The organism is Gluconobacter oxydans, from assembly GCF_006539685.1.
Lineage (GTDB): Bacteria > Pseudomonadota > Alphaproteobacteria > Acetobacterales > Acetobacteraceae > Gluconobacter > Gluconobacter oxydans.
Map to the genome: position 1 here is coordinate 70,696 of NZ_BJNM01000006.1, position 23,160 is coordinate 93,855.

A 23,160-nucleotide genomic window follows, 5' to 3' on the forward strand; every position below is an offset into this window, starting at 1 on the left:
GGGGCAGAACATCACCTCTACGGAAAGCCCGGCCTTCGTGCCGGGCTTTTCTGTTTTCAACACACCACTTCAAGACGGCCCGATGATCCCTCCCGCCCTTCAGGCCTTCTCCTCATCCGCCCTGCCGATCCTCGACATTGCCGGCACGGTCGTCTTCGCCATTTCGGGCGCGATCGAAGCCGCACGCGCACGCCTGACCATCGTGACCTTCATGTTCTTCGCCGCCATCACAGGCGTCGGCGGCGGCACCGTGCGGGATCTGCTGATCGGCGCGCCCGTCTTCTGGATGCACACCTCCGTCCCGATTGCTGCCTGCCTGCTGTCCGCCATTGCCGTCTGGTTCACACCGGCCCGCTTCTGGCCGGCCCGCGCGGTGGAATGGTTCGACGGCCTCGGGATCGCAGCCTATGGCGTGTTCGGCTCAGCCAAGGCGCTGGCTTACGGCATCCCGCTGATCCCCGCAGCTCTCATGGGAATTGTCAGCGCCTGCATGGGCGGTATTTTCCGGGATGTGCTGGCAGGTGTGCCATCCATCATCATCCGGCCGGAACTCTATGTCACGGCTGTCGCCCTGGCGTCAGGAACCTATGTCTCCCTGACAGCCCTGGGCCTGAACACCACGCTCGCAGCAGCCATCGCCGTCCTGGCCGGCTTCAGCCTGCGTGCCGCAGCACTCATCAAAGGAATCGGCCTGCCCCATTACCATCGCTAGGTGACAGGCCTTTCAGGTACGCTTCAGGCGATCACGTCGAACCCGACGTCTTCCACCACATGCCGCAGCGCCACCGGCGTCACCTTCTGCTCATCATACTGAATGGCAGCCTGGGCCGGATCGAGCGTCACCTGCGCGGACGATACGCCCGGAACACTGGACAGCGCGGACTGCAGCTTGCCCGAGCATCCGTTGCACGACATCCCGTCAACCTTGAACGTCACCATCGAAACCATCTGAAATTCTCCTGTCTTCCAGAGGCTGCTCCGCAAAGCAGTCGATCTCCGAGTGGGACATATTCCAGCAAAAAAGCAAACCGCTTTTTCAGGCTGCGTCGGCAGCTTCGTCCAGCGGCTGAACCTTCATGATCTCGGCCTGAGCGCCACACTTGGCAAGGGCATCCCCCAGAACCTTGAAATGCGGGGCGGCCAGATGGGCCTCAAAACCGGCTTCCGAAGCCCAGACCTCGTTGGCCACGAACCGCCCGGCCTTCTCGATATCCTTGCTGATCACATAGTGGCGGCAGGCCTCTTCCTTACGAGATGCCACGACACAGGCCGCAAAAGCCGCCTCTGCCGCTGCCGCATGTTCAGCGGGAACCGTGACAACGGCCGTGATGTGAACCGTCTGGCTCATGATGGAACTCCTCATCAACAATGAAGCTGCCCTAAAGCCTCTTCAGGCGGAGGGCAGCGTTTCACGTGAAACCATACCACACCCCTTTGTGATAAAGAACCCATGCCGGGTATCCGACCCGAAAGGACCGGACAGCAGAAAGGCGCCTCCCCGAAGGAAGACGCCCTTGCCAAAACACCGGACTGGAAAACCCGTTCAGCCTTCGACGTAGGTCGAAATATCCGGGCAGGAACAGACAAGATTCCGGTCCCCCCAGGCATTGTCCAGACGCCCGACCGGCGACCAGTATTTCGCCGTATCCACACCACCGGGGAAGCACCCGGCCTCACGGCTGTAGGAACGCTCCCAGTCCCCCGCCAGATCCGCCGTCGTATGCGGCGCAAAGCGCAGCGGGCTGTCTTCCATCCCGACGCGCCCGGCTTCGACCTCGGCAATTTCCGCACGGATGGCGATCATCGCATCGCAGAAGCGGTCCAGCTCACCCTTGCCTTCGGATTCCGTCGGCTCGATCATGAACGTCCCCGCCACCGGGAAGCTGACCGTTGGCGCATGGAACCCGTGATCGATCAAACGCTTGGCAATATCGTCCACTGTCACACCGACTGCATCCTTCAGCGACCGCAGATCCACGATGCATTCATGCGCCGTAAAGCCGTTCGTGCCGCGATACAGAACCGGATAATGCCCTTCCAGACGCGAGGCGATGTAGTTCGCATTCAGGATCGCCATCGTCGTCGCCTGACGCAGCCCTTCATCGCCCATCATCATGATGTAAGCGGCAGAAATCGGCAGAATGGACGCCGATCCAAAAGGCGCCGCAGACACCGCAATGCCATGCCGTCCCGGCAGATACGGCGCGAGGTGCTTGCCCACACCGATCGGTCCCATGCCCGGCCCGCCGCCGCCATGCGGAATGCAGAACGTCTTGTGCAGGTTGAAATGCGAGACATCCGCGCCATACAGACCCGGCCGCGCCAGTCCGACCTGCGCATTGAGGTTCGCGCCATCCAGATAGACCTGCCCGCCCGCGGCATGAACCAATTCGCAGATCTCGACGATCCGTTCCTCGAACACGCCATGCGTGGACGGATACGTAATCATGATGGCCGCCACACGCCCGTCATGCTGCGCGATCTTGGCCTTCAGATCCTCGACATCGACATTGCCGTTCTCGTCGCAGGCCACGACGACAACCCGCATTCCGGCCATCTGGGCCGACGCCGGATTGGTCCCGTGTGCGGAGGCCGGAATCAGGCACACATCCCGGTTCTCGTCCCCACGCGCGCGGTGATAGCCACGAATGGCCAGAAGCCCGGCATATTCGCCCTGCGCGCCGGAATTCGGCTGAAGCGAGACGGCGTCATAGCCCGAAATGGCGCAGAGCGTACGCTCCAGATAGGCGAACAGCTCGGTATAACCTTGAACCTGATCCGCAGGCGCGAAGGGATGAATCCGCGCGAATTCCGGCCAGGTGATGGGGATCATCTCCGCCGTCGCATTGAGCTTCATCGTGCAGGAGCCCAGCGGGATCATCGTCCGATCCAGCGCCAGATCCTTGTCGGCCAGCGCGCGCATATAGCGCAGCAGATCCGTCTCGGAGCGGTGCGCATGGAACACCGGATGCGTCAGCAGCGGTGCCGTCCGCGACAGGCCTTCCGGCAGCGCATCAGCCACATCCAGCGCCTGCTCGATGGCCGACAGATCCGCACCCTCGCCCGCGAACGCGGCCCAGACTGCACGGATCGTCTCCGGCGTCGTGGTCTCGTCACAGGACATGCCGATCCGACCATCCCCTGCATCACGCAGATTGATGCCAGACGCCACGGCACGCGCCAGAACCTGCGGCGCAGACGCGCCAGCCTGAACGGTGATGGTGTCGAAGAATACATCCGTCTCGACCGTCGCACCCAGCGTCTTCAGCCCGGCGGACAGGATTGCCGCCATCCGATGCGTGCGTGCGGCAATCGCCTTCAGCCCTTCCGGACCGTGATAAACCGCATACATGGATGCGATAATCGCCAGCAAGGCCTGCGCCGTGCAGATGTTGGACGTCGCCTTTTCGCGGCGGATATGCTGCTCGCGCGTCTGAAGCGCCAGCCGATAGGCCGGCTTGCCCGCACTGTCGCGCGACACGCCGACCAGACGCCCCGGCATGTGCCGCTTGAACGCATCGCGCGTCGCCATGAATGCCGCATGCGGGCCACCGGCCCCCATCGGCACGCCATAACGCTGCATCGAACCGATCGCGATATCCGCGCCCAGCGCGCCCGGGCTTTCCAGCAGGACCAGAGCCAGCGGATCACAGGCCAGAGCCGCAATCGCACCCTTTTCATGCAGCGCCGCAATCACCTTGCGCGGATCCCGTACCTGCCCCGAAGATCCCGGATAGGACAGCAGCGCCCCGAACACAGAGGATGCATCCAGATCCGTTTCCGGATCACCCACGACAACATCCCAGCCCAGCGGCTCGGCCCGCGTGCGGATCACGGCGATCGTCTGCGGGTGCGTATCGGCATCCACAAAGAACGCCGTCGCCTTCGACTTGCCCACGCGCTGCGCCAGCGCCATGGCTTCCGCACAGGCCGTGCCCTCGTCCAGCAGAGACGCATTGGCGATGTCGAGCCCCGTCAGATCCGCCACCAGCGTCTGGAAGTTCAGCAGCGCCTCAAGACGTCCCTGGCTGATCTCGGGCTGATACGGCGTGTAAGCCGTGTACCAGGCCGGATTTTCCAGGATATTCCGCTGGATGACCGGCGGCAGGACCGTATCGTAATAGCCCTGCCCGATCATGGACGTCAGAACCTGATTGCGCGAGGCGATCTGCCGCAAACGCGCCAGTGCATCCTGTTCGGTCAGGGCAGCACCAATCCCGTGATCCCCGCGATCGAGAATGGCGGCCGGAATGGTCTTGTCGATCAGGTCATCAAGGCTGGAAGCCCCTACGACACGCAGCATCTCTCCGATTTCGGAAGGGCGCGGGCCGATATGGCGGGAGCTGAAATCTTCGGTCTGGGCAGGCCACAAGGTCGTCACAGGCAGGTTCTCTGGCATTTCATGAAAGCAGTGGCAGGCTGAAGAAAAAACGGGGCCTGCCAGTGCAGACCCCGCATCCCCTCAGAGGCTCTTGTACTGTTCGGCCGTCAGCAGGCCATTGAGGTCGTCCGGGTTGGCAACCGTCATGCGGAAGATCCAGCCCTCACCTTCCGGATCCTTGCCCACCAGCGTCGGATCATCGGACAGCGCGTCATTGAAGCCGGCCAGCGTACCCGCAACCGGTGCATAGATGTCGGACGCCGCCTTCACGGACTCGACAACAGCCGCCGCATCACCGGCGGCAACTTCCGTGCCCTCGTCCTTGGCTTCGACGAACACCAGCTCGCCCAACTCTTCGGACGCATGTGCCGTGATGCCGACAGTGGCCTGGTCGCCATCAACGCGGATCCATTCATGGGACTTCGTGTAATAGGTCGTCATTACTGCTTTTTCCTGATCTGAAGTTCGACTGTAAGTTCAGCGCTTGAAGCCGGGTGCCACGAACGGCATCGCCCGCACATGCAGCGGCACATACTTGCCCCGCAGTTCCGCAAAGACGGGCGTATCCACCGCCGCGTACTCCGGCGTGACATATCCCATCGCAACAGGAGCCTTCACGCTCGGGCCAAATGCCCCGGACGTGACCACCCCGATTTCCTTCTGCCCCTCGGCATCGGCAAAGAGCTTCGCCCCCGCCCGCACCGGAGCCCGACCATCTGCAACCAGCCCGACGCGCTTGCGCGCCACGCCATCGCGCGTCTGCTTCAGCACGACATCCGCACCCGGATAGCCACCTTCACGCACACCGCCTTCACGGCGCGCCTTCTGGATCGCCCAGCCCAGCGACGCCTCAACCGGCGTGGTCGTGACATCAATGTCATTGCCATACAGGCACAGCCCCGCTTCCAGACGCAGCGAATCCCGCGCGCCCAGACCGATCGGCAGCACATCCGGCTGCGCCAGGATCGCGCGTGCGACCTTTTCGGCATCCGCACCGGCACAGCCGATCTCAAATCCGTCCTCGCCCGTATAGCCAGAGCGCGAGACCGTCACGGGCACACCGGCAAGCTCGGTCTCGATCACATCCATGAAGCGCATGTCCTTCACGGCCGGGCAGAGCGGCGCCAGAGCCGCTTCCGCCGCCGGGCCCTGAAGCGCCATAAGCGCACGGTCGAACTGGCGCGTCACGACACAGCGATCAGACAGCGCCTTCTCGATCCGGTCCGCGTCCTGAACCTTGCAGCCCGCATTGACGACGACCAGCAGGTCCTTGCCCATATTGGCGACCATCAGGTCATCCAGGATCCCGCCCTTCTCATTGGTCAGCAGCCCGTAACGCTGACGCCCGGCGGCAAGCCCGACGAAATCAGCCGGAACCAGCGTCTCCAGAGCCGCAGCCGCGTCCTTCACATCCCCGCTCTTCGCAGCAATGCGGATCTGCCCCATGTGAGACACGTCAAACAGACCGGCTTTTTCGCGCGTATGCAGATGCTCGGTCATCAACCCGGCCGGGAACTGGATCGGCATCTCGAAGCCTGCGAACGGCACCATCTTCGCGCCAAGTTCCAGATTCAGATCATAAAGGGGAGTACGCTGGAGGGAATCGCTCATGGGGAAAGCCCGGTCCATTCTATCTCAAGACGTGAAGATGCAGACGCCCCCGGCTCCATGCTGACGCAGCCGGAAGAACGTCGCCCCTTCTGTCCTTTCGCCTGAGATCGCTATCCCGTCGGCGGATGCGTCCAGCGCACCTCTCTCCAGAATGTCCTGACCGCCTCGGTCCTTTGGCCTGAGAGTTTCCGGGGCGGTTGCTCCTTCGGCGCCAGCCTGACGGCTGGTCTCTCCCGTGTCGGTCAGTTCGATCCTGCCAGTTTCCGAAAAACTCCGCAATCGTTACGATCGCTCATGCGTTGTGTCTTTTGCCCTGCAACACGCAAAGGAGAACATCATGGCTGGCGAACTGACGGTCATTGCCGAATTCGAGACCACTCCCGCGACCTATGAGAAGTTCCTCGAAGCCTGCGCCTATGACAGCGAGCGCTCCGTAGCCGACGAATCCGGCTGCCACAGCTTCACGGTCCTCTCTCCCGAGACGGAAGCCGACACGGTCATTCTCGTGGAGGTCTATACCGACCGCGCGGCCTTCGAAGAGCACCTCAAGACCCCGCATTTCGGGGTGTTTGCAAAAGCTGTAAAAGATCTGGAGATCAAGGAACGCAGTGTCCGCTTCCTGAAGAAGAGAGCCCCCTGAACAATGCATCTGTCAAACATGAAACGCCTTCTGACCATCACTCTTCTGTGCGGCACGGTTTCAGCCTGCGCCTCCCACCCGCAGCACAATCCGCGCCAGCGCCTGATCGGCATTCCCAACCCCGCCAGCGTCTACTGCACGCAGCAGGGCGGTCGCCATGGTGACGTTCGGACTGCCGGCGGCGAAACCGGCATCTGCACCTTCCCGCCCAATCAGGTCTGCGATGAATGGACGCTCTATCGCGAGCACCGCTGCATCGCGCCCCTGGCCAAGATGACGCCCTGATTTTCCAGCCCGGCCAGCCTGAAAAGGCCAGCCGGGTTTTTCATTTTCTAAATACATAACATGTTATGTATTTCATCCACATGATCCCCGGAATCCGAATGACCGCCCCTTCGCATCTGAGCGCCCTGACCACACGCAACAACAGGCTCTTCACGCTCCTGCTGGAACGCGAACTCAAAAAGACAGGCCTCCGAAGCGGTCAGGTCCCCGTGCTGCAGGCTTTGCAGGACGGAAAGACCCTCAATCAGAAAGCTCTCGCGGATTTTGCGGATATCGAACAGCCGGGCATGACGACGCTTCTCGCCCGGATGGAACGCGACGGCCTGATCCAGCGCGAACCAGACCCGGCAGACCGCCGCAGCACACTGGTCACGCTAACACTGGACGGTCAGCGGAAAAGCCGGAATATCGTTCCGATAATGGAACACTTGACCGACACAGCACTCAAGGGGTTTACACCCCTCGAACGCGATATTCTCGTAACACTTCTGGAACGGATAAACAGCAGCCTGAAAAGCCAGCTGTAGCGGCCTGCCCCTTATAATGAAGGGGCAGGCACGAGATCATTTTCCGGTTTTCGGAAGATGCTCGGCAATATAGGGCGGCAGATTGAACGATCCGACATGGATCTCCGGCGTCCAGTAACGCGTCGTCCCCAGGATCTTCGCGGCTTCCGCACGGGTACGGATCTGCTCGACCGTCTGCGTGTTCGGCGCCTGCCCCTTGGAGGCCACACCCAGCGTCATGAACCCGCCGACATAGGTCGGAACGGCGGCCACATACGCACCCACATGCGGGAAGAACTTCGCGCGACGCAGGCTCGTCTCATACAGCTCATCAGCCTGCATGAACGGCACGCCGCACTGGTTCACGATCAGCCCTTCAGCCGAAAGGATGCGTGCGCAGTTGCTGTAGAATTCGTCCGTGAACAGCACTTCACCCACACCGATCGGATCAGTGCTGTCGACGATGATCACGTCGAAGGAGCCATCAGCCGCCTTGGCAACATAGTCGATGCCGTCACCGACAATGACCTCGGCCCGCGGGTCGTTCCACGCGTCACCGGCAATGTCCGGCAGATACTGCTTGGACAGCTCGATCACCGCACCGTCGATCTCGACCATGACAGCCTTCTCGACCGTGTCATGCTGCAGGACGCGACGCAGGACGCCACCGTCACCCGCACCGATAATCAGCACGCGCTTCGCACAGGGATGCGCCAGCAGCGGCACATGCGTCAGCATTTCCTGATAGACGAACTCGTCACGCTCGGTGATCTGGATGACACCGTCCAGAACCAGCACGCGGCCGTGGCTGGAGCTTTCAAACACCACCACATCCTGGAAGTCGGATTTTACCCGTGCGAGCTCACGCGTAACGAGAAAGCGCTGTCCCCAGTCCGGGTACAGGGTCTCGTTGAGCCATGTTTCAGCCATGGATCATCGTTTCCTTGTCGGATTGTATTGGAAAAGGACCGGTTTTTGCCCGGTCCTTTCATCAGATCAGGCTGCTTTCGCGGCCTTGTCCTGCACGCGGCCACGCCGCACGGCATCGACCTCGATCCGGCCGGCCTGGAACAGGCGCTGCATCACCGGGATCGACAGGTTCGGATCACATGCACCGCACATGAACACGTCCACAGCCGCATAATTCCGTTCCGGCCACGTATGGATCGAGATGTGGCTTTCCGCCAGCACGATCACGCCGGACACGCCACCATTGGGCGTGAAGTGGTGAAAATGGCTGTGCAGGATCGTTGCGCCAGCCGCCACCGCAGCTTCGCACAGCGTTTCATCGATCCGCATGGGATCATCGAGATTCCGGGCGTCCCAGAAATCGATCAGCAGGTGATTGCCAGCATAACGCTCGCCATCACGCTCAATGAAGTAATCCTTGCGCTCCTCCTCAACGAGGTGAGCTGCGCCGTTCTGGATATCTCTCGGGAGTTCCGATACCATCCCCAGTTGAGCAAGTGCGTTCATCACGTACCCCCAAACCAGTAGACAGCCTGTTGGGCAAAATTGCCCCCTTGGGCCAGGAAGCGCGCTAGTTAGCGGCCCCTTCCCCCCGATGCAAGCACTTTATGGGGTAATTCCCCAATATGTCACATATCTCTGCCGGCCCATGTTCCCACTGCATGAGAAACGGGTTTTCCCTTTCCTGAACACAGAGCTGAGACACGGAACTTTCCTGAATATCCCACGGCAAATACAGTTCGGGCGCCGGATCGCCGGGAAACGAATCCCGGAAATCCCGACGCCCGAAAGAAGCCGAGGCTTCCCCGTTCCGAAGGGCCGAATCCGACCCCCCGAATCCGTCTGATCAGTTCTTGGCCTTGTCGACCAGCTTGCCCTTGGCAATCCACGGCATCATCGCACGCAGCTTCTCACCGGTCTTCTCGATCGGGTGAGCGTCGTTGCGGGCGCGGATGGCCTTGAAGCCAACGCCACCGGACTGGTTCTCAAGGATGAAGTTGCGAACGAACGTGCCATCCTGGATGTCCGTCAGAACGCGCTTCATCTCGGCCTTCGTTTCCGGCGTGATGATGCGCGGACCCGTGACATACTCGCCGTATTCGGCGGTGTTGGAGATGGAGTAGTTCATGTTCGCAATGCCGCCTTCGTAGATCAGGTCCACGATCAGCTTCATTTCGTGCAGGCACTCGAAATAGGCCATCTCCGGCGCATAACCGCCTTCGACCAGCGTCTCGAAGCCGGCGCGGATCAGGTCGACGAGACCACCGCACAGGACAGCCTGCTCACCGAACAGATCGGTTTCGACTTCTTCCTTGAACGTCGTCTCGATGATGCCTGCACGGCCACCACCGTTTGCGGAAGCGTAGGACAGGGCGATCTCGAGCGCATTGCCCGAAGCGTTCTGTGCCACGGCCACGAGGGACGGCACGCCACCACCACGCAGGTATTCGGAACGGACCGTGTGGCCCGGGCCCTTCGGCGCGATCAGGAACACGTCCAGATCCGGACGGGCTTCGATGATGCGGAAGTGGATGGACAGACCATGAGCGAAAGCCAGGGCAGCGCCCGGCTTCAGGTTCTTCTCAAGGCTTTCCTTGTACAGCGCGCCCTGGCCTTCATCCGGCGTCAGGACCATGACAACGTCGGCCCAGGCAGCAGCCTCACCCGGCTCCATCACCTTGAAACCGGCTTCCTCAGCCTTCTTCACGGCGGAGGAGGTCGGACGCAGGCCGATGACGATGTCGGAAACGCCGCTGTCCTTGAGGTTGTTGGCGTGTGCGTGACCCTGGCTGCCATAGCCAATGATCGCGACTTTCTTGCTCTTGATCAGATTCAGATCGGCATCGCGATCGTAATACACCCGCATCAGACAGGCTCCTTTTTAAGATGAAACACTGAAGGACCGCGCCCGATGGCGGCAATCCCGGTGCGCGAAACCTCGGCCAGGCCAAGGGGGCGCATCAACTCGATGAACGCGTCGATCTTCTCGGGAGACCCCGTCAGCTCGAACACGAAACTCATGGCCGTCGTATCCACGGGCCGCGCACGGAACGAATCCGCAATGCGCAGAGCCTCCGTCCGACGGTCACCGGACGAGACGACCTTCACCAGCGCAAGCTCACGCCCCACATAAGGGCCTTCTTCCGTCAGGTCGCAGACATCATGCACCGGGATCAAGCGCTTGAGCTGCGCCTTGATCTGCCGGATCACCATCGGCGTGCCCGACGTCAGGACCGTGATGCGCGAGAGCTTCTGCTCCGCATCCACCAGCGCCACCGTCAGGCTCTCGATGTTGTAGCCACGGCCGGAAAACAGGCCCACCACGCGGGCCAGCGCGCCACTCTCGTCCTCGATCAGAACCGAGATGACCGAATGTTGGATAGTCTCCGTCATCAGACCAGCATCTTTCCTTCTTCGGTCAGTCCCGCCGCTTCGGAATCCTGATCCGGACCCAGCAGCATCTGGTTGTGCGCCGCCCCCGACGGGATCATCGGATAGCAGTTCTCGCCTTCCGCCACACAGATATCGGCCACAACCGGCCCATCATGCGCCAGCATCCGGCGGATCACGTCATCCAGCTCACCCACATGCGTCGCCCGCATTCCGGTCGCATGGAACGCTTCGGCCAGCTTTACGAAATCCGGCAGCGCCTCGCTGTAGGACTGCGAATAGCGCGACCCGTGAAGCAGTTCCTGCCACTGACGGACCATGCCCATATAGTGGTTGTTCAGGATGAAGATCTTCACCGGCAGGCGATACTGCGCAATCGTCCCCAGTTCCTGGATGTTCATGAGCGTGGACGCCTCACCGGCGATATCGATCACCAGTGCATCCGGATGCGCCACCTGCGCACCCACCGCTGCCGGCAGACCATAACCCATCGTCCCCAGACCACCCGACGTCAGCCAGCGGTTCGGCTTGTCGAACTGGAAGTGCTGCGCCGCCCACATCTGATGCTGCCCGACCTCGGTGGACACGAACGTGTCACGCCCCGTCTCCTTGGCTAGTACGTACAGACGGCGGATAGCATGCTGCGGACGGATGATGGCCGACGGGTCCATGTCCTGCGTAAAGCCGAAGCCATCCACACTGCGCCAGGAGGCGATCTGGTTCCACCAGGTGGACAGATCCGGCGCCGGCGTATCACCCCAGGCTTCCAGCAGTGCTTCGAGCGTATCGCGCACATCGCCTTCAATCCGCACATCCACCGGCACGATCTTGTCGATCTGGCTCGGATCGATGTCAGCATGCACCTTGAACGAATTGGGCGAGAACGCATCCACCCGCCCCGTCACGCGGTCATCGAAGCGCGAGCCCAGCGCGATCAGCAGATCACAGCCATGCGTAGCCATGTTGGCCTCCACCGAACCATGCATGCCCAGCATGCCGAGGAACTGCGGATCGGGAGACGGAAACGCGCCCAGCCCCATCAGTGTGGACGTCACCGGGAAACCGGTCTTGCGCGCCAGACGACGCAGCAGCTCTGACGCTTCCGGCCCGGAATTGATGATGCCACCGCCCGTATAGAAAAGCGGGCGCTTGGCCGTCTTCATCGCCTCGACGGTCCGCGCGATCGCCTCCGCATCCGGACCGCCCTGATGGCTCAGACGCTGCAGCCGCGACAGCGCAGGCTTCGTCAGCGGTGCCTTGCCAACCGTAATATCCTTGGGCAGATCCACCAGAACCGGCCCCGGACGGCCCGAACGCGCAACCTCGAACGCCTCACGCACGGTCTGTGCCAGCGTTCCCGGCTCCCGCACGAGATAATTGTGCTTGGTCGCAGGGCGCGTGATGCCCGTCGTATCAGCTTCCTGGAACGCATCATTGCCGATCAGCTTGGTCGGCACCTGACCCGACAGGCAGACAAGCGGGATGGAATCCATCAGCGCATCCACCAGCCCGGTCACGGCATTGGTCGCACCCGGACCCGACGTCACCAGCACCACACCGACCTTGCCCGTCGAACGCGCATAGGCCTCGGCAGCGTGAACGGCAGCCTGCTCATGGCGGACAAGAACGTGGCGGATACGGTCCTGCTTGAAGAGAGCATCGTAAATCGGAAGGACAGCACCACCCGGATATCCGAATATGACCTCCACACCCTCTTCATCGAGAACGCGCAGAAGCACCTCCGCGCCATTCAGCGCCTCATTGCCTGTTCCTGCGTCTCTTTCAGCAGCCGTCACCGTTTCCTCCCAAGGTATGAGCGGCGGGATTTAGGACGCCCGCGCAGCGGCGTCAACTCGTTCAGATATAAAGTTCTCTATTTTTTCATACTGACTTTCCGATTCTTGCGCAGAATGGGTGTATCTGCGCAACGAAATCATCCCGTCATCACCCTTTCCCAGCGCATGATGCCGGAACCAGGTCGCCTGCCGCCGCGTATAGCGCCCGATGGCAAGGACGGCGGATTTCCGCGCTTCCTCAAGCGGGACCTCCCCCCGCAGAACGGCCGCCAGCTCGGGTACCCCATGCGCACGCATGGCAGGCAGAACCGGATCGAGCCCCCGCTCCAGCAGAGCGGACACTTCTTCAAGAGCCCCGGCCTCCAGCATCTGCCCGAATCTGGAATCGATCGCCCGGCGCAGCCCCTCCCGCTCGGGATCAAGCTGCACGGACACAAACCGGCACGAAGCAGGCGGCAGACCCGGCTGAGACCGCCACCAGGCCAGCCCATGCCCCGTCCCCGTCCAGACCTCCCAGGCCCGCGAAATCCGCTGCGTATCGTTCGGACGCAGGCCCGATGCCGTTTCCGGATCAACCTGCATCAGCCGCGCATGCAGCGCCTCCGGCCCGATTTCCTCCGCCAAACCCCGCGCTTCAGACCGCGCCGCATCTCCCGGGTCCGGCACTTCCACCAGACCATCCGTCAGCGCCCGCAGATACATGCCCGTCCCGCCACACAGGATCGGCATGCGCTCCTCGGCCCAGGCCACATCCATTTCCCGCAGCGCCTCGGACCGCCACCAGGCCACACTCCCCGGCACGGCCGCGTCCAGAACGCCGTAAAGCCTATGCGGCACAGCAGCTTCGTCAGCCGCGTGGGGCCGGGCCGTCAGAATGTGCAGATCACGATAGACCTGCATGGAATCCGCATTGATGACCGTGCCCTCAAAGCATCGGGCAAGGTCGAGCGCCAGTGCCGACTTGCCGGAGCACGTCGGGCCAGCCACAATGAGCGCAGTCTTAACAGTCACAGTCTTCGGGGCGTTCATTCCCCCCTCCTGCCACACGTGCCGGACCGTTACGAGATCCCATGTCCCTTCCTGCCGTCCTGACCCTTATCGCTGACCGGAAATCCGGCCCCCTCAAACCCGAGGCCATCGACGTGGCCCGGACGCTCGTCAAAGGCAATGCGCCCATCGTCCTGTCCCCGGGCGAAGCGGTGGATATTCCCTGCCCGCCGCCGCGTCCCGGCTCGGCCAGCGCCGCCACCATCCGCGCAACCCTCGCGCCCTATCGCGTCGATGCCCTGCTTCTGAAAACGCGCGGCCGACGCCGGGCCGTCCTCGTCGCCGACATGGACAGCACCATCGTCACGGGCGAAACGCTCGACGAACTGGCGGACTTGCTGGGCTGTGGCGAAGACGTCGCCGCCATCACCCGCGCCTCGATGAACGGTGAGCTGGATTTCGAAACCGCACTTGAGGAGCGCGTGGCCCTTCTGGCCGGAAAACCGGCATCCGTCCTTGAAGACGTCTGGGCCTCCGTCACCCTGACGGAAGGCGCACGCGAACTCGTGCAGACCATGCGCAAACACAACGGCCGCACGGCCCTCGTATCGGGCGGGTTCACATGGTTCACCCAGCGCGTGGCCGAACTCTGCGGCTTCGATGAAAATTACGGCAATGCGCTGGAAATCGAGGACGGCAAAATCACCGGCCGCCTCGCCGGCCCGATCCTCGGCCCCGACGCCAAGCGTGACCACCTCGAACGCCTGACCGCAGAGCGCGGCGTGCAGCTTCGTGCTGCCCTGACGACCGGCGATGGCGCCAACGACATTCCGATGCTCGCCAGCGCCGGGCTTGGTCTGGCCTTCCATGCCAAACCCAATGTCCGCCGCATCATTTCCACGCAGATCAACTTCGCCAGCCTGCGCGCGCATCTCTTTGCGCAGGGTTATCACGCGAAGGATTTCGTGACGGACTGACCGGAACGTCAAAGCTCCGGATATGAAAAAGCCGCCGAAGTCCCGGACTCCGGCGGCTTTTTTCGATCAGTATCCCCAGATGTAGGGCGGCACCCCAGAATAGGACGGTGCGGCGTAATAACCGGGAGCATAGCCCGGCGCATATCCATAACCGCTGTAGCCGCCATAGCCATAAGGCGAGGCCACAGCCATTCCGGCCGCCATGCCAAGACCGACACCAAGGCCCCATCCGCCCCAGCCCCAGCCACCGCCCCAGCCCGGCATGCCCCAGCCATAACCGAACCAGCCGGGACCGCCCCAACCGTTCCAGCCACCCCAGCCCGGATAACCCCAGCCACCAAAGCGCGGGCCACCCCAGCCACCGCCCCAGCCGCCGCCACGGAAACCCCAGCCAGGACGTCCGCCGCCATAACCGCCTCCCCAGCCACCACCGGGATCACCACGGAATCCGCCGCCGCCCATGCCGCCGGGGCCCCCTCCATGGAAACCGCCACCACCCATGCCACCGCCGCCATGGAAGCCACCGCCTCCACCACCGCCATGCCCGCCACCTCCGCCGCCACCATGCTGGGCAAAGGCAGGGAGAGAAATCGAGGACGCCAGCAGGGCCAGCATCAGTGCGGCAGCGGGTCTGTGTGCAAAGGTCATAGCAAGTTTCCTGTGGGAAAGCCTGATCATTTTCCCATATCGGCATTATCAGATCGCGTGGGAAGGTGGCTTTCCCATGACGAAACAACTTGTTTCACGTGAAACATTTCCGTCACCTTCGCCGGCGCCGCGCACCCAGATGTCCACCAAGGCTCTCCAGCGCCAGTCGAAGCTCCTCATCCTCGATATCCGGCACCTCGATCTGCAGCGGTTTCGGACGCTTCGGCGTCGGTCGCTCGAACGCGACCAGATCCTGAACGATCTTCAGACGCTCGATTCCGTATTCCCCCCGCAACCCGCAGGCGACATTGATGCGTTCGATGATCTGGGGCGCCAGATGCTGAAGCTCCATGGCGATCGGTCCCGAACACGCCAGCGTCAGCGTCCCCGCAGAAAGACGTCGCGGCTCGGTCTGCTTTGCCAGACGCGGCCCGACAAAATCTATCCAGTCCATCATCAGCCGCGCCAGAACAGGCGGCTTCTTCTTGAAGACCGGCTGCGTCAGCGCCTGTACGAAAGACCCGATCTGCTTCGCCCCCGAGCGACGCGGCTTCCAGTTCCGGTCTGACGGCACCCAGCCATCAGGCTCCGGAGCGGCCTTCTTTCGGGAGGTGTTTCGTGTGGGGCGCTTGTCCGAACCGCAATCCTTCGTCATATCCGTTCCCGTGACTCCTGATGCATCCGCCCTGCTACGCTGGTACGACCACCACCGCCGCGTCCTGCCATGGCGCAGCCTCCCCGGCCATCGCCCGGACCCGTACGCCGTCTGGCTGAGCGAAATCATGCTCCAGCAGACAACCGTCAAGGCCGTCATAGCCTATTACGAGCGCTTTCTCACGCATTACCCGACAGTTCAGGACCTCGCGGCGGCCCCGCTCGAAGACGTCCTGCACCTCTGGGCCGGCCTTGGCTATTATGCCCGCGCCCGCAATCTCCATGCCTGTGCAAAACGCGTCTCCGAACGCGGCGGTTTCCCCGATACGGTCGAAGAGCTGCTGACACTCCCCGGAATTGGCGCCTATACGGCCCGCGCCATCGCCGCCATCGCCTTCGGACGTCCCGTCGTCCCGGTTGATGGCAATGTCGAGCGCGTCACAGCCCGCCTGAACGCCATCGAAGATCCCCTCCCGGCCTCACGCCCGCTGCTCGCCCGACAGGCCGCGCTCCTGAACGACGATCCTGTGGCCCAAAGCCGGCCGTCCGATTTCGCGCAGGCCCTGTTCGATCTCGGCGCCACGATCTGCACTCCGCGCAGTCCCGCCTGCCTGACCTGCCCCTGGCAGACATCCTGCATCGCCCATGCCCGCGGTATCGCAGCACAGCTCCCGGCCAAACAGCCCAAACAGGCTCGCCCCACCCGGTACGGTGCGCATTTCCTCATGCATGACAATGACGGCCAGATCCTCCTGCGCACACGCCCCCCCACCGGCCTGCTCGGCAGCATGGACGAGCTCCCCGGAACCGACTGGCGCAGCACGCCCTGGACGGACGAAGAAGCCCTCACCCACGCCCCCTGCCTGACCCACTGGGTCCGCCGAGGCGAGATCCGCCATGTCTTTACCCATTTCACCCTGTACCTCACGGTCTACGAGGCTTGCCTTCCGCAGAGCCATAATGCAGGGATCGATTCCTCTTTCGGCACGTTCCGCTCAGCAAAGCGCGCCGCCCTGCCCGGCGTCATGAAGAAATGCCTGGCCCTCACCAAGCAGACTCCGGAGACACGATGACTGAAACATCCCCGACACTGCGCCTGTGGTTCATGGACTGGCATGGCTGGATGCTCGACCACGATCCACTGAAAGATGCTCCGACCCGCACCCCTTTCCAGCCAGGCCGCCTTCCGGGACTTTGCGCCCTTGTCCCGGCAGCCTTCCAGTTCCCCTGCCGCCCGTTCATGGAAAAACGCGTGTCCATGCCCCGGGCTTTCCCGGAAATGGAAATGCAGGAACTGCCCCATAACCGGGTCGCATTCTTCCTGCCCAGGCATGAGACCTACCTGATCAGCGTTCCTTTTGGTTCCGGACTCGTGGATTACTATTCCCCGTCGCAAAAAGAGTGGGAAACCTTTCTTCCCCTGACTCTGGAAATGCTGCGCGGACTTTCCCTGCTCGTAACGCCCGCTGCCCTGAAGCTGGAAGACGACACCGGCGAAGAGCTGCCGACTCCGGCTCTGCACGAGCAGATGACCCTCCGGTTCGGCGAAAGAAACCTTCCCCTGTTCCTGAACACCGATGCCCTGACCCGGATCGGCCAGATCATGCCCGGCACAAGCGCTTCAATCGAGCTGACATGGCAGATCGACGCCGCCCCCTCCCCTGTCATCGTTCACCATCAGACGGCCCCGACACCGGCACCGGAAACACTGTAAAACCAGAGACACAGCCAGTCCCGGAAGAGTCATCCGGGACGTCCCGACGCTATTTACAGCCCGAAATACCGGAACCAGACCTTTGTGGTCCTCATCCGTTTCACGGAAGCCTTCCGGCTGTATTCAATTCCCCCTCATGAGAAAGGGTTTTTTCAATTAATTGTAATGTTTGATTGATGTCCTTCACATGCGGGATTTTTGTTCTAAACATTCCTGTGTCTGGAGCAGACAGGTATTTCATACGAAGCCGGTCCGTTTTCCGGCTGTCATGGGAAGATATGTCATCTAGAGGTTCTTTTCTTGCCGTTTCTGGGGTCCGTCATGACGGAACGGGCCGTCTCTTCTGTTATACTACCCATTATTTAACGACAGAAAATCGCACACCTATAGTTCCCGGTTTTTCCAACGCCCCTGACGGCACGTCACCTTTCAGCGTCCTGCTCCAGACACCTGCCCCCGAACTCCGGATGGCCTCATACGCTTTTCCCGGACAGGTCCAGGTTCCTTCCCGACACCACTGTTGTCCCAATGGCTACGCGGTCCTTCCGGATACCCGTGACCTGTCACCTGCCTTTTTCGGTCAGATGACTGCATGGTCCTGTCAGCAAGGCAGATCATCCAGTCATCTGACCGTCCCTATGGCTCCTGAGGTACTGAAATCATGACTTATACTGTCGGACATTATCTTGCCGAACGACTGACACAGATCGGCCTGAAGCATCATTTCGCCGTTGCCGGTGACTATAACCTCGTTCTGCTCGACCAGCTGATCGAACAGGGCGGCACGAAGCAGATCTATGACTGCAACGAGCTGAACTGCAGCTTCGCCGCCGAAGGTTATGCCCGCGCCAACGGTGCGGCCGCTGCCGTCATCACCTTCAGCGTCGGCGCCATCTCCGCCATGAACGGCCTCGGCGGCGCCTATGCCGAGAACCTGCCGATCCTCGTGATTTCGGGCGCTCCGAACTCCAACGATCACGGTTCGGGCCACGTCCTGCACCACACGATCGGCACGACGGACTACAGCTACCAGATGGAAATGGCGAAGCACGTCACCTGTGCCGCCGAAAGCATCACCTCTGCGGAAACCGCGCCGGCCAAGATCGACCACGTCATCCGCACGATGCTGCGCGAGAAGAAGCCGGCCTTTCTCGAAATCGCCTGCAACATCTCGGCCGCACCCTGCGTCCGTCCGGGCCCGGTCTCGTCCCTGCACGCCCATCCGCGTCCGGATGAAGCCAGCCTGAAGGCCGCTCTGGACGAAAGCCTGAGCTTCCTCAACAAGACCAACAAGGTCGCCATCCTGGTCGGCACCAAGCTGCGCGCAGCCGAAGCCCTCAAGGAAACGGTCGAACTGGCTGACAAGCTTGGCTGCCCCGTCACGGTCATGGCGGCTGCAAAGAGCTACTTCCCCGAGACGCACCCCGGCTTCCGTGGCGTGTACTGGGGCGACGTCAGCAGCCCGGGCGCCCAGGAAATCATCGAAGGCGCCGATGCCGTCATCTGCCTGGCACCGGTCTGGAACGACTACTCCTCGGGCGGCTGGAAGAGCGTTGTCCGTGGCGAAAAGGTCCTCGAGGTCGATCCCAACCGCGTCACCGTCAACGGCAAGACCTTCGAAGGCTTCCGCCTGAAGGAATTCGTCAAGGCCCTGACCGAGAAGGCTCCGAAGAAGTCCGCAGCCCTGACCGGCGAATACAAGCCCGTCATGCTGCCGAAGGCCGACCCGTCCAAGCCGCTGTCCAACGACGAAATGACCCGCCAGATCAATGAACTGGTCGACGGCAACACCACCCTTTTCGCCGAGACCGGCGACTCATGGTTCAACGCCGTGCGTATGCACCTTCCCGAAGGTGCGAAGGTCGAGACGGAAATGCAGTGGGGTCACATCGGCTGGTCCGTTCCGTCCATGTTCGGCAACGCCACCGCTTCGCCGGAGCGCAAGCACGTCCTCATGGTCGGTGACGGTTCCTTCCAGCTGACGGCGCAGGAAGTGGCCCAGATGGTCCGCTACGAACTGCCGGTCATCATCTTCCTGGTGAACAACCACGGCTACGTCATCGAAATGGCCATCCATGACGGCCCGTACAACTACATCCAGAACTGGGACTACGCGGCTCTGATGCAGTGCTTCAACCAGGGCGTCCCGGGCGAGGAAAGCGGCAAGTACGGTCTCGGCCTGCATGCCACGACCGGTGCGGAACTGGCCGAAGCCATCGCCAAGGCCAAGAAGAACACCCGTGGCCCGACGCTCATCGAGTGCAAGCTCGATCGCACGGACTGCACCAAGACCCTCGTGGAGTGGGGCAAGGCTGTTGCCGCCGCAAACTCCCGCAAGCCGCAGAACGTCTGAACAAAGCGTCTGATCCTTCCCGGATCAGTCCCTGCGACACAGAAAACCCCCCGTGCCAGGCACGGGGGGTTTTTCTTTTGGACCAGCTCTCAACCCAAAAAATCAGAGCAGACGCGCAATCTTCATGAACAGGAACGTCACGGTCATGAAGACGAAACAGACAATGCCCGCTTCCACGGTCCCCATCTGCCCCTGCGCCAGAAACATCCCACCAGTATTCATGCCGAAGAATCCGGTCACGAATGTCGCCGGCAGCATCAACGTGGTCCCGACCGAGACGATATACAGACGCCGGTTGGTCTCTTCCGCCTGATTGGACCCAAGCTCGTCCTGCAACGAGCGCGCGCGGTCCTGAAGCGCGATCAGATCGTCCAGCGCCGCATGAACCTGCCGCTCGGCCCGATCCCGCAATTCGTCTTCCGCCCAGTCCGGAAGATCCAGATCCTCGTCCTTCAGAACCCGGTCGATCGGCGTCACGACCCGACGCAGCTCGGTCGCACGACGGCGCACCTTACCGACAATGCTGCCCAGATGTCCTAAGTCAGAGCGATGCTCGATCAGCAGAAGCACGTCTTCCGCCCGGTCCAGCTCATCATCCAGATGCCCGAGCTGCCGCCGCACCGTCCCCGTGAATTCCCGCAAGGCGCGGTCGATGATTCCCGCAGGCGTCTTCGGAATCTGGTCCGGCTTGAGCGAACGATACGCAGCACCCAGAACCGGAATGGGATTGCGCCGCGTCGTGATCAGCAGATCCGGCCGCATCGCAAAGCGCCAGGCACAGATTTCCCGGTCCTCTTCCGACAGCGCATCGTCAAACGCCGGCAGCGCGCCCCAGATCAGATCCCCGAACGCCTCAAGCGCAATGCCATATTCCGTCTCGGCCAGCATGGCGCACACGTCTTCGGGCAGATCCGGCAGATGCGCGACATAGCCGCGTGCGGAGCTGTGCACCGTATCGAAATGCAGCCAGTACCAGCCATCACTCTCGACAGGACGCTCCGGCGCCAGAAGCGCCTCGACTTCCGCCGATGCCAGCGTCCGCAGCTCCTGCCCCGGCACGGCATGAACCGCCCAGACGAGACCGTTTGCAAAAGCGGGCGCGCCGGTTTCCTGATGTTCCGGATCCAGAACCGTGAAGGGGAAGTTGTAGGCAGTGCTGTCTGACACGACATCCTCCTGTTCTCAGGGGGTTCAGGACCGGCAGAACCGGCATGCAGGTTCAACAGAAACGACTGGAAAAAGACGGGGGACAAACCCTGTCGGCTTCTCGCATGGTCTGCAGACCGACGCAATATACCCCCCCTTTCCGTAAACAGAGGCGTCCCGCGATGCAACTCCGGCCGGGCGCAGCGGTTATTCCAACACTCCCTGATGAGTCAGCCCCTGACGCAGGGGAACTCCCCTCCGGAAAGGAATGTCCATGTCCATCCGCACATCCTTCTTCGCCGCAAGCCTCCTGATCGGCACTGCTGTCGCTGCTCCGTCCGTCATGGCCCAGGCCGTGAGCGCTCCCAGCAACGACCAGACGCAGACCTCGACTTCGGCCATACAGAAGGCCCAGAACTCCACGGTCAGCCAGCCGAACAACAGCCTGCCGACCAATCCGCGCACGGTTACGGAACAGCCGGACCAGCCGCCCCCGGCAGCTCCCGGCGCCATGAGCCGCACCACGACTGAAACCGGTCCCGTCCCTTCCAACCAGAAGGACGTGCACAAGCTCTCCCGCAAGCATCACCGCTCGCATCACAAGACGACCACGCCGACCGAAACGTCGCCGCAGGCCACGTCGCCGGAATAAGGGCGACAGGCCTATTGCCGGGCCCGCCCTTTCCGCGGGTCCGCCAAGCCTTTATACAGGCAGCCATCCAAAGATGGGCAGCAAGGGCCATTTCATGACGACGCAGGATTACAAGGTTCGCGACATTACTCTGGCAGACTGGGGCCGCAAGGAAATCTCCATCGCCGAAGGCGAAATGCCGGGCCTGATGGCTCTTCGCGAAGAGTACAAGGACTCACAGCCGCTCAAGGGCGCACGCATCGCCGGCTGTCTGCACATGACCATCCAGACCGCAGTGCTGATCGAGACGCTGATCGCTCTCGGCGCCACGGTCCGCTGGTCCTCGTGCAACATCTTCTCCACGCAGGATCACGCCGCAGCAGCCATCGCGGCCGCCGGCATCCCCGTCTTCGCCTGGAAGGGCCTGACGGAAGACGAGTTCAACTGGTGCATCGAGCAGACCATCCATGGTCCCGATGGCTGGACGCCGAACATGATCCTCGATGATGGTGGCGACCTCACCATCATGATGCACGACAAGTACCCCGAAATGCTCAAGGACGTGCGCGGCATCTCCGAAGAGACGACGACGGGCGTGCATCGCCTGTGGGAAATGTCCAAGAAGGGCACGCTGAAGGTTCCCGCCATCAACGTGAACGACAGCGTCACCAAGTCCAAGTTCGACAACCTGTATGGCTGCCGTGAGAGCCTCGTGGACGCGATCCGTCGCGGCACGGACGTCATGATGGCCGGCAAGGTCGCCGTGGTCGCCGGTTACGGTGACGTCGGCAAGGGCTCCGCTGCCTCCCTGCGCAACGCAGGCTGCCGCGTGCTCGTGACCGAAGTCGATCCGATCTGCGCTCTTCAGGCCGCCATGGAAGGCTATGAAGTCGTCACGATGGAAAACGCAGCACCGCGCGGCGACATTTTCGTCACCTGCACGGGCAACGTGGACATCATCACGATCGACCACATGCGTGAGATGAAGGACCGTGCGATCGTCTGCAACATCGGTCACTTCGACAGCGAAATCCAGGTCGAAGCCCTGCGCAACTACCGCTGGAACAACATCAAGCCGCAGGTTGACGAGATCGAGCTGGCTCCGAACCGCCGCATCATCCTTCTGTCCGAAGGCCGTCTGGTGAACCTGGGCAACGCAACGGGCCACCCGTCCTTCGTGATGTCCGCGTCCTTCACCAACCAGACCCTGGCTCAGATCGAACTGTGGACGGCAAAGCCGGGCCAGTACGAAGTCAAGGTCTACACCCTGCCGAAGGCTCTGGACGAGAAAGTCGCTGCCCTGCACCTCGCAAAGGTCGGCGCGGAACTTTCCAAAATGTCACAGAAACAGGCCGACTACATCGACGTTCCAGTCAATGGTCCGTTCAAGCACGAAGAATACCGCTACTAAGACAAGGCGGATCAGGAAGGGCGAAACCCCGGTTACGCCCCTTCCGGACTTCCTTAATCA

General features: G+C 62.0%; 24 protein-coding genes and 2 riboswitches. Of the genes, 10 read left to right on the plus strand and 14 right to left on the minus strand.

The genetic code is table 11. The annotated features are described in order from the left end of the window. The first annotated feature begins 82 nt into the window (after window positions 1-82). A complete protein-coding gene (locus GOX01_RS04260) occupies window positions 83-712 on the plus strand; it encodes a trimeric intracellular cation channel family protein (protein ID WP_011252661.1) in 630 nt (209 codons plus the stop codon). Window positions 713-735: 23 nt separating this feature from the next. Here GOX01_RS04260 and GOX01_RS04265 read toward each other — a convergent pair whose 3' ends face one another. The 5 genes from GOX01_RS04265 to gcvT form a co-directional block, all read right to left on the minus strand. Further along, window positions 736-948, minus strand: coding sequence for a heavy-metal-associated domain-containing protein (locus GOX01_RS04265; RefSeq protein WP_011252660.1), 213 nt, complete (start codon window positions 946-948; stop codon window positions 736-738). 88 nt (window positions 949-1,036) lie between these two features. Beyond that, a complete protein-coding gene (locus GOX01_RS04270; RefSeq protein WP_011252659.1) occupies window positions 1,037-1,348 on the minus strand; it encodes a putative quinol monooxygenase in 312 nt (103 codons plus the stop codon). A 195-nt stretch (window positions 1,349-1,543) separates the two neighbouring features. After that, the gene (gene gcvP / locus GOX01_RS04275; protein WP_011252658.1) at window positions 1,544-4,399 is read right to left on the minus strand and encodes an aminomethyl-transferring glycine dehydrogenase; all 2,856 of its coding nucleotides are present in this window, start codon (window positions 4,397-4,399) and stop codon (window positions 1,544-1,546) included. A gap of 63 nt (window positions 4,400-4,462) precedes the next feature. Then, the gene (gene gcvH, locus GOX01_RS04280; RefSeq protein WP_011252657.1) at window positions 4,463-4,822 is read right to left on the minus strand and encodes a glycine cleavage system protein GcvH; all 360 of its coding nucleotides are present in this window, start codon (window positions 4,820-4,822) and stop codon (window positions 4,463-4,465) included. Between the two features lie 36 nt (window positions 4,823-4,858). Next, complete coding sequence (gene gcvT / locus GOX01_RS04285; RefSeq protein ID WP_024717166.1) at window positions 4,859-5,992, minus strand: glycine cleavage system aminomethyltransferase GcvT; 1,134 nt, start codon at window positions 5,990-5,992, stop codon at window positions 4,859-4,861. 79 nt (window positions 5,993-6,071) lie between these two features. Continuing rightward, a riboswitch (glycine riboswitch) is annotated at window positions 6,072-6,148 on the minus strand. Further along, window positions 6,149-6,238: riboswitch (glycine riboswitch) on the minus strand. Between the two features lie 91 nt (window positions 6,239-6,329). On the opposite strand from gcvT, the gene GOX01_RS04290 reads away from it, so the two are divergent. The 3 genes from GOX01_RS04290 to GOX01_RS04300 all read left to right on the plus strand — a co-directional run bounded on the left by GOX01_RS04290 (window position 6,330) and on the right by GOX01_RS04300 (window position 7,444). After that, the gene (locus GOX01_RS04290) at window positions 6,330-6,632 is read left to right on the plus strand and encodes a putative quinol monooxygenase (protein WP_011252655.1); all 303 of its coding nucleotides are present in this window, start codon (window positions 6,330-6,332) and stop codon (window positions 6,630-6,632) included. A gap of 18 nt (window positions 6,633-6,650) precedes the next feature. Then, on the plus strand, window positions 6,651-6,917 hold the full coding sequence (locus GOX01_RS04295; protein WP_024717164.1) for a putative hemolysin: 267 nt from the start codon (window positions 6,651-6,653) through the stop codon (window positions 6,915-6,917). A gap of 98 nt (window positions 6,918-7,015) precedes the next feature. After that, a complete protein-coding gene (locus GOX01_RS04300; protein ID WP_049750732.1) occupies window positions 7,016-7,444 on the plus strand; it encodes a MarR family winged helix-turn-helix transcriptional regulator in 429 nt (142 codons plus the stop codon). A gap of 36 nt (window positions 7,445-7,480) precedes the next feature. On the opposite strand, the gene speE is transcribed toward GOX01_RS04300, so the two are convergent. From speE to miaA, 6 genes are all read right to left on the minus strand, one after another. After that, window positions 7,481-8,353: a polyamine aminopropyltransferase gene (speE, locus tag GOX01_RS04305; RefSeq protein ID WP_011252652.1), complete on the minus strand. Its 873-nt coding sequence runs from the start codon at window positions 8,351-8,353 to the stop codon at window positions 7,481-7,483. 66 nt (window positions 8,354-8,419) lie between these two features. Beyond that, entirely contained in the window at window positions 8,420-8,899 is a 480-nt protein-coding gene (gene speD / locus GOX01_RS04310; protein ID WP_011252651.1) for an adenosylmethionine decarboxylase, read from the minus strand. Between the two features lie 340 nt (window positions 8,900-9,239). After that, entirely contained in the window at window positions 9,240-10,259 is a 1,020-nt protein-coding gene (ilvC, locus tag GOX01_RS04315; RefSeq protein ID WP_011252650.1) for a ketol-acid reductoisomerase, read from the minus strand. Then, window positions 10,259-10,786, minus strand: a complete 528-nt coding sequence (gene ilvN, locus GOX01_RS04320) for an acetolactate synthase small subunit (protein WP_011252649.1) — start codon at window positions 10,784-10,786, stop codon at window positions 10,259-10,261. Before ilvN ends, ilvC begins: the two co-directional genes overlap by 1 nt. Next, window positions 10,786-12,579 carry a biosynthetic-type acetolactate synthase large subunit gene (gene ilvB, locus GOX01_RS04325; RefSeq protein ID WP_011252648.1) on the minus strand — a complete coding sequence of 598 codons (1,794 nt, stop codon included), beginning with the start codon at window positions 12,577-12,579 and terminating at the stop codon, window positions 10,786-10,788. The genes ilvN and ilvB overlap by 1 nt, the downstream gene beginning before the upstream one ends. A gap of 30 nt (window positions 12,580-12,609) precedes the next feature. Continuing rightward, window positions 12,610-13,608, minus strand: coding sequence for a tRNA (adenosine(37)-N6)-dimethylallyltransferase MiaA (miaA, locus tag GOX01_RS04330; RefSeq protein WP_011252647.1), 999 nt, complete (start codon window positions 13,606-13,608; stop codon window positions 12,610-12,612). Window positions 13,609-13,649: 41 nt separating this feature from the next. Here miaA and serB point away from each other — a divergent pair, with 41 nt between their 5' ends. Next, the gene (gene serB / locus GOX01_RS04335) at window positions 13,650-14,543 is read left to right on the plus strand and encodes a phosphoserine phosphatase SerB (protein ID WP_011252646.1); all 894 of its coding nucleotides are present in this window, start codon (window positions 13,650-13,652) and stop codon (window positions 14,541-14,543) included. A 66-nt stretch (window positions 14,544-14,609) separates the two neighbouring features. On the opposite strand, the gene GOX01_RS12965 is transcribed toward serB, so the two are convergent. Together GOX01_RS12965 and GOX01_RS04345 are read right to left on the minus strand one after the other, a co-directional pair. Next, entirely contained in the window at window positions 14,610-15,191 is a 582-nt protein-coding gene (locus GOX01_RS12965) for a hypothetical protein (protein WP_049750730.1), read from the minus strand. Window positions 15,192-15,303: 112 nt separating this feature from the next. Then, on the minus strand, window positions 15,304-15,846 hold the full coding sequence (locus GOX01_RS04345) for a DUF721 domain-containing protein (RefSeq protein ID WP_024716744.1): 543 nt from the start codon (window positions 15,844-15,846) through the stop codon (window positions 15,304-15,306). 10 nt (window positions 15,847-15,856) lie between these two features. Between GOX01_RS04345 and mutY the strand changes: the two genes are divergently transcribed. From mutY to GOX01_RS04360, 3 genes are all read left to right on the plus strand, one after another. Then, entirely contained in the window at window positions 15,857-16,918 is a 1,062-nt protein-coding gene (mutY, locus tag GOX01_RS04350) for an A/G-specific adenine glycosylase (RefSeq protein WP_024716745.1), read from the plus strand. Then, window positions 16,915-17,559, plus strand: a complete 645-nt coding sequence (locus tag GOX01_RS04355; RefSeq protein WP_011252644.1) for a hypothetical protein — start codon at window positions 16,915-16,917, stop codon at window positions 17,557-17,559. The genes mutY and GOX01_RS04355 overlap by 4 nt, the downstream gene beginning before the upstream one ends. A 661-nt stretch (window positions 17,560-18,220) precedes the next feature. Next, the gene (locus tag GOX01_RS04360; RefSeq protein WP_062269141.1) at window positions 18,221-19,912 is read left to right on the plus strand and encodes an alpha-keto acid decarboxylase family protein; all 1,692 of its coding nucleotides are present in this window, start codon (window positions 18,221-18,223) and stop codon (window positions 19,910-19,912) included. A 102-nt stretch (window positions 19,913-20,014) separates the two neighbouring features. Here GOX01_RS04360 and GOX01_RS04365 read toward each other — a convergent pair whose 3' ends face one another. After that, complete coding sequence (locus tag GOX01_RS04365) at window positions 20,015-21,079, minus strand: transporter (RefSeq protein ID WP_041111545.1); 1,065 nt, start codon at window positions 21,077-21,079, stop codon at window positions 20,015-20,017. Between the two features lie 253 nt (window positions 21,080-21,332). Between GOX01_RS04365 and GOX01_RS04370 the strand changes: the two genes are divergently transcribed. Both GOX01_RS04370 and ahcY read left to right on the plus strand, forming a co-directional pair. After that, on the plus strand, window positions 21,333-21,710 hold the full coding sequence (locus GOX01_RS04370; RefSeq protein WP_131973791.1) for a hypothetical protein: 378 nt from the start codon (window positions 21,333-21,335) through the stop codon (window positions 21,708-21,710). A gap of 94 nt (window positions 21,711-21,804) precedes the next feature. Beyond that, the gene (ahcY, locus tag GOX01_RS04375; RefSeq protein WP_024716747.1) at window positions 21,805-23,100 is read left to right on the plus strand and encodes an adenosylhomocysteinase; all 1,296 of its coding nucleotides are present in this window, start codon (window positions 21,805-21,807) and stop codon (window positions 23,098-23,100) included. The last annotated feature ends 60 nt before the right edge of the window (window positions 23,101-23,160 follow it).

What these genes read in the sequence shown, in the direction of transcription:
- GOX01_RS04290 (WP_011252655.1), top strand. Translation starts at nt 6,330, where the DNA reads ATGGCTGGCGAACTGACGGTCATTGCCGAATTCGAGACCACTCCCGCG.
- GOX01_RS04265 (WP_011252660.1), bottom strand. Translation starts at nt 948, where the DNA reads ATGGTTTCGATGGTGACGTTCAAGGTTGACGGGATGTCGTGCAACGGA.
- GOX01_RS04345 (WP_024716744.1), bottom strand. Translation starts at nt 15,846, where the DNA reads ATGACGAAGGATTGCGGTTCGGACAAGCGCCCCACACGAAACACCTCC.
- GOX01_RS04300 (WP_049750732.1), top strand. Translation starts at nt 7,016, where the DNA reads ATGACCGCCCCTTCGCATCTGAGCGCCCTGACCACACGCAACAACAGG.
- speE (WP_011252652.1), bottom strand. Translation starts at nt 8,353, where the DNA reads ATGGCTGAAACATGGCTCAACGAGACCCTGTACCCGGACTGGGGACAG.
- gcvP (WP_011252658.1), bottom strand. Translation starts at nt 4,399, where the DNA reads ATGCCAGAGAACCTGCCTGTGACGACCTTGTGGCCTGCCCAGACCGAA.
- GOX01_RS04370 (WP_131973791.1), top strand. Translation starts at nt 21,333, where the DNA reads ATGTCCATCCGCACATCCTTCTTCGCCGCAAGCCTCCTGATCGGCACT.
- ahcY (WP_024716747.1), top strand. Translation starts at nt 21,805, where the DNA reads ATGACGACGCAGGATTACAAGGTTCGCGACATTACTCTGGCAGACTGG.
- miaA (WP_011252647.1), bottom strand. Translation starts at nt 13,608, where the DNA reads ATGAACGCCCCGAAGACTGTGACTGTTAAGACTGCGCTCATTGTGGCT.
- GOX01_RS04260 (WP_011252661.1), top strand. Translation starts at nt 83, where the DNA reads ATGATCCCTCCCGCCCTTCAGGCCTTCTCCTCATCCGCCCTGCCGATC.
- GOX01_RS04295 (WP_024717164.1), top strand. Translation starts at nt 6,651, where the DNA reads ATGAAACGCCTTCTGACCATCACTCTTCTGTGCGGCACGGTTTCAGCC.
- gcvH (WP_011252657.1), bottom strand. Translation starts at nt 4,822, where the DNA reads ATGACGACCTATTACACGAAGTCCCATGAATGGATCCGCGTTGATGGC.
- gcvT (WP_024717166.1), bottom strand. Translation starts at nt 5,992, where the DNA reads ATGAGCGATTCCCTCCAGCGTACTCCCCTTTATGATCTGAATCTGGAA.
- GOX01_RS12965 (WP_049750730.1), bottom strand. Translation starts at nt 15,191, where the DNA reads ATGACCTTTGCACACAGACCCGCTGCCGCACTGATGCTGGCCCTGCTG.
- GOX01_RS04360 (WP_062269141.1), top strand. Translation starts at nt 18,221, where the DNA reads ATGACTTATACTGTCGGACATTATCTTGCCGAACGACTGACACAGATC.
- serB (WP_011252646.1), top strand. Translation starts at nt 13,650, where the DNA reads ATGTCCCTTCCTGCCGTCCTGACCCTTATCGCTGACCGGAAATCCGGC.
- GOX01_RS04355 (WP_011252644.1), top strand. Translation starts at nt 16,915, where the DNA reads ATGACTGAAACATCCCCGACACTGCGCCTGTGGTTCATGGACTGGCAT.
- GOX01_RS04270 (WP_011252659.1), bottom strand. Translation starts at nt 1,348, where the DNA reads ATGAGCCAGACGGTTCACATCACGGCCGTTGTCACGGTTCCCGCTGAA.
- speD (WP_011252651.1), bottom strand. Translation starts at nt 8,899, where the DNA reads ATGAACGCACTTGCTCAACTGGGGATGGTATCGGAACTCCCGAGAGAT.
- ilvC (WP_011252650.1), bottom strand. Translation starts at nt 10,259, where the DNA reads ATGCGGGTGTATTACGATCGCGATGCCGATCTGAATCTGATCAAGAGC.
- ilvN (WP_011252649.1), bottom strand. Translation starts at nt 10,786, where the DNA reads ATGACGGAGACTATCCAACATTCGGTCATCTCGGTTCTGATCGAGGAC.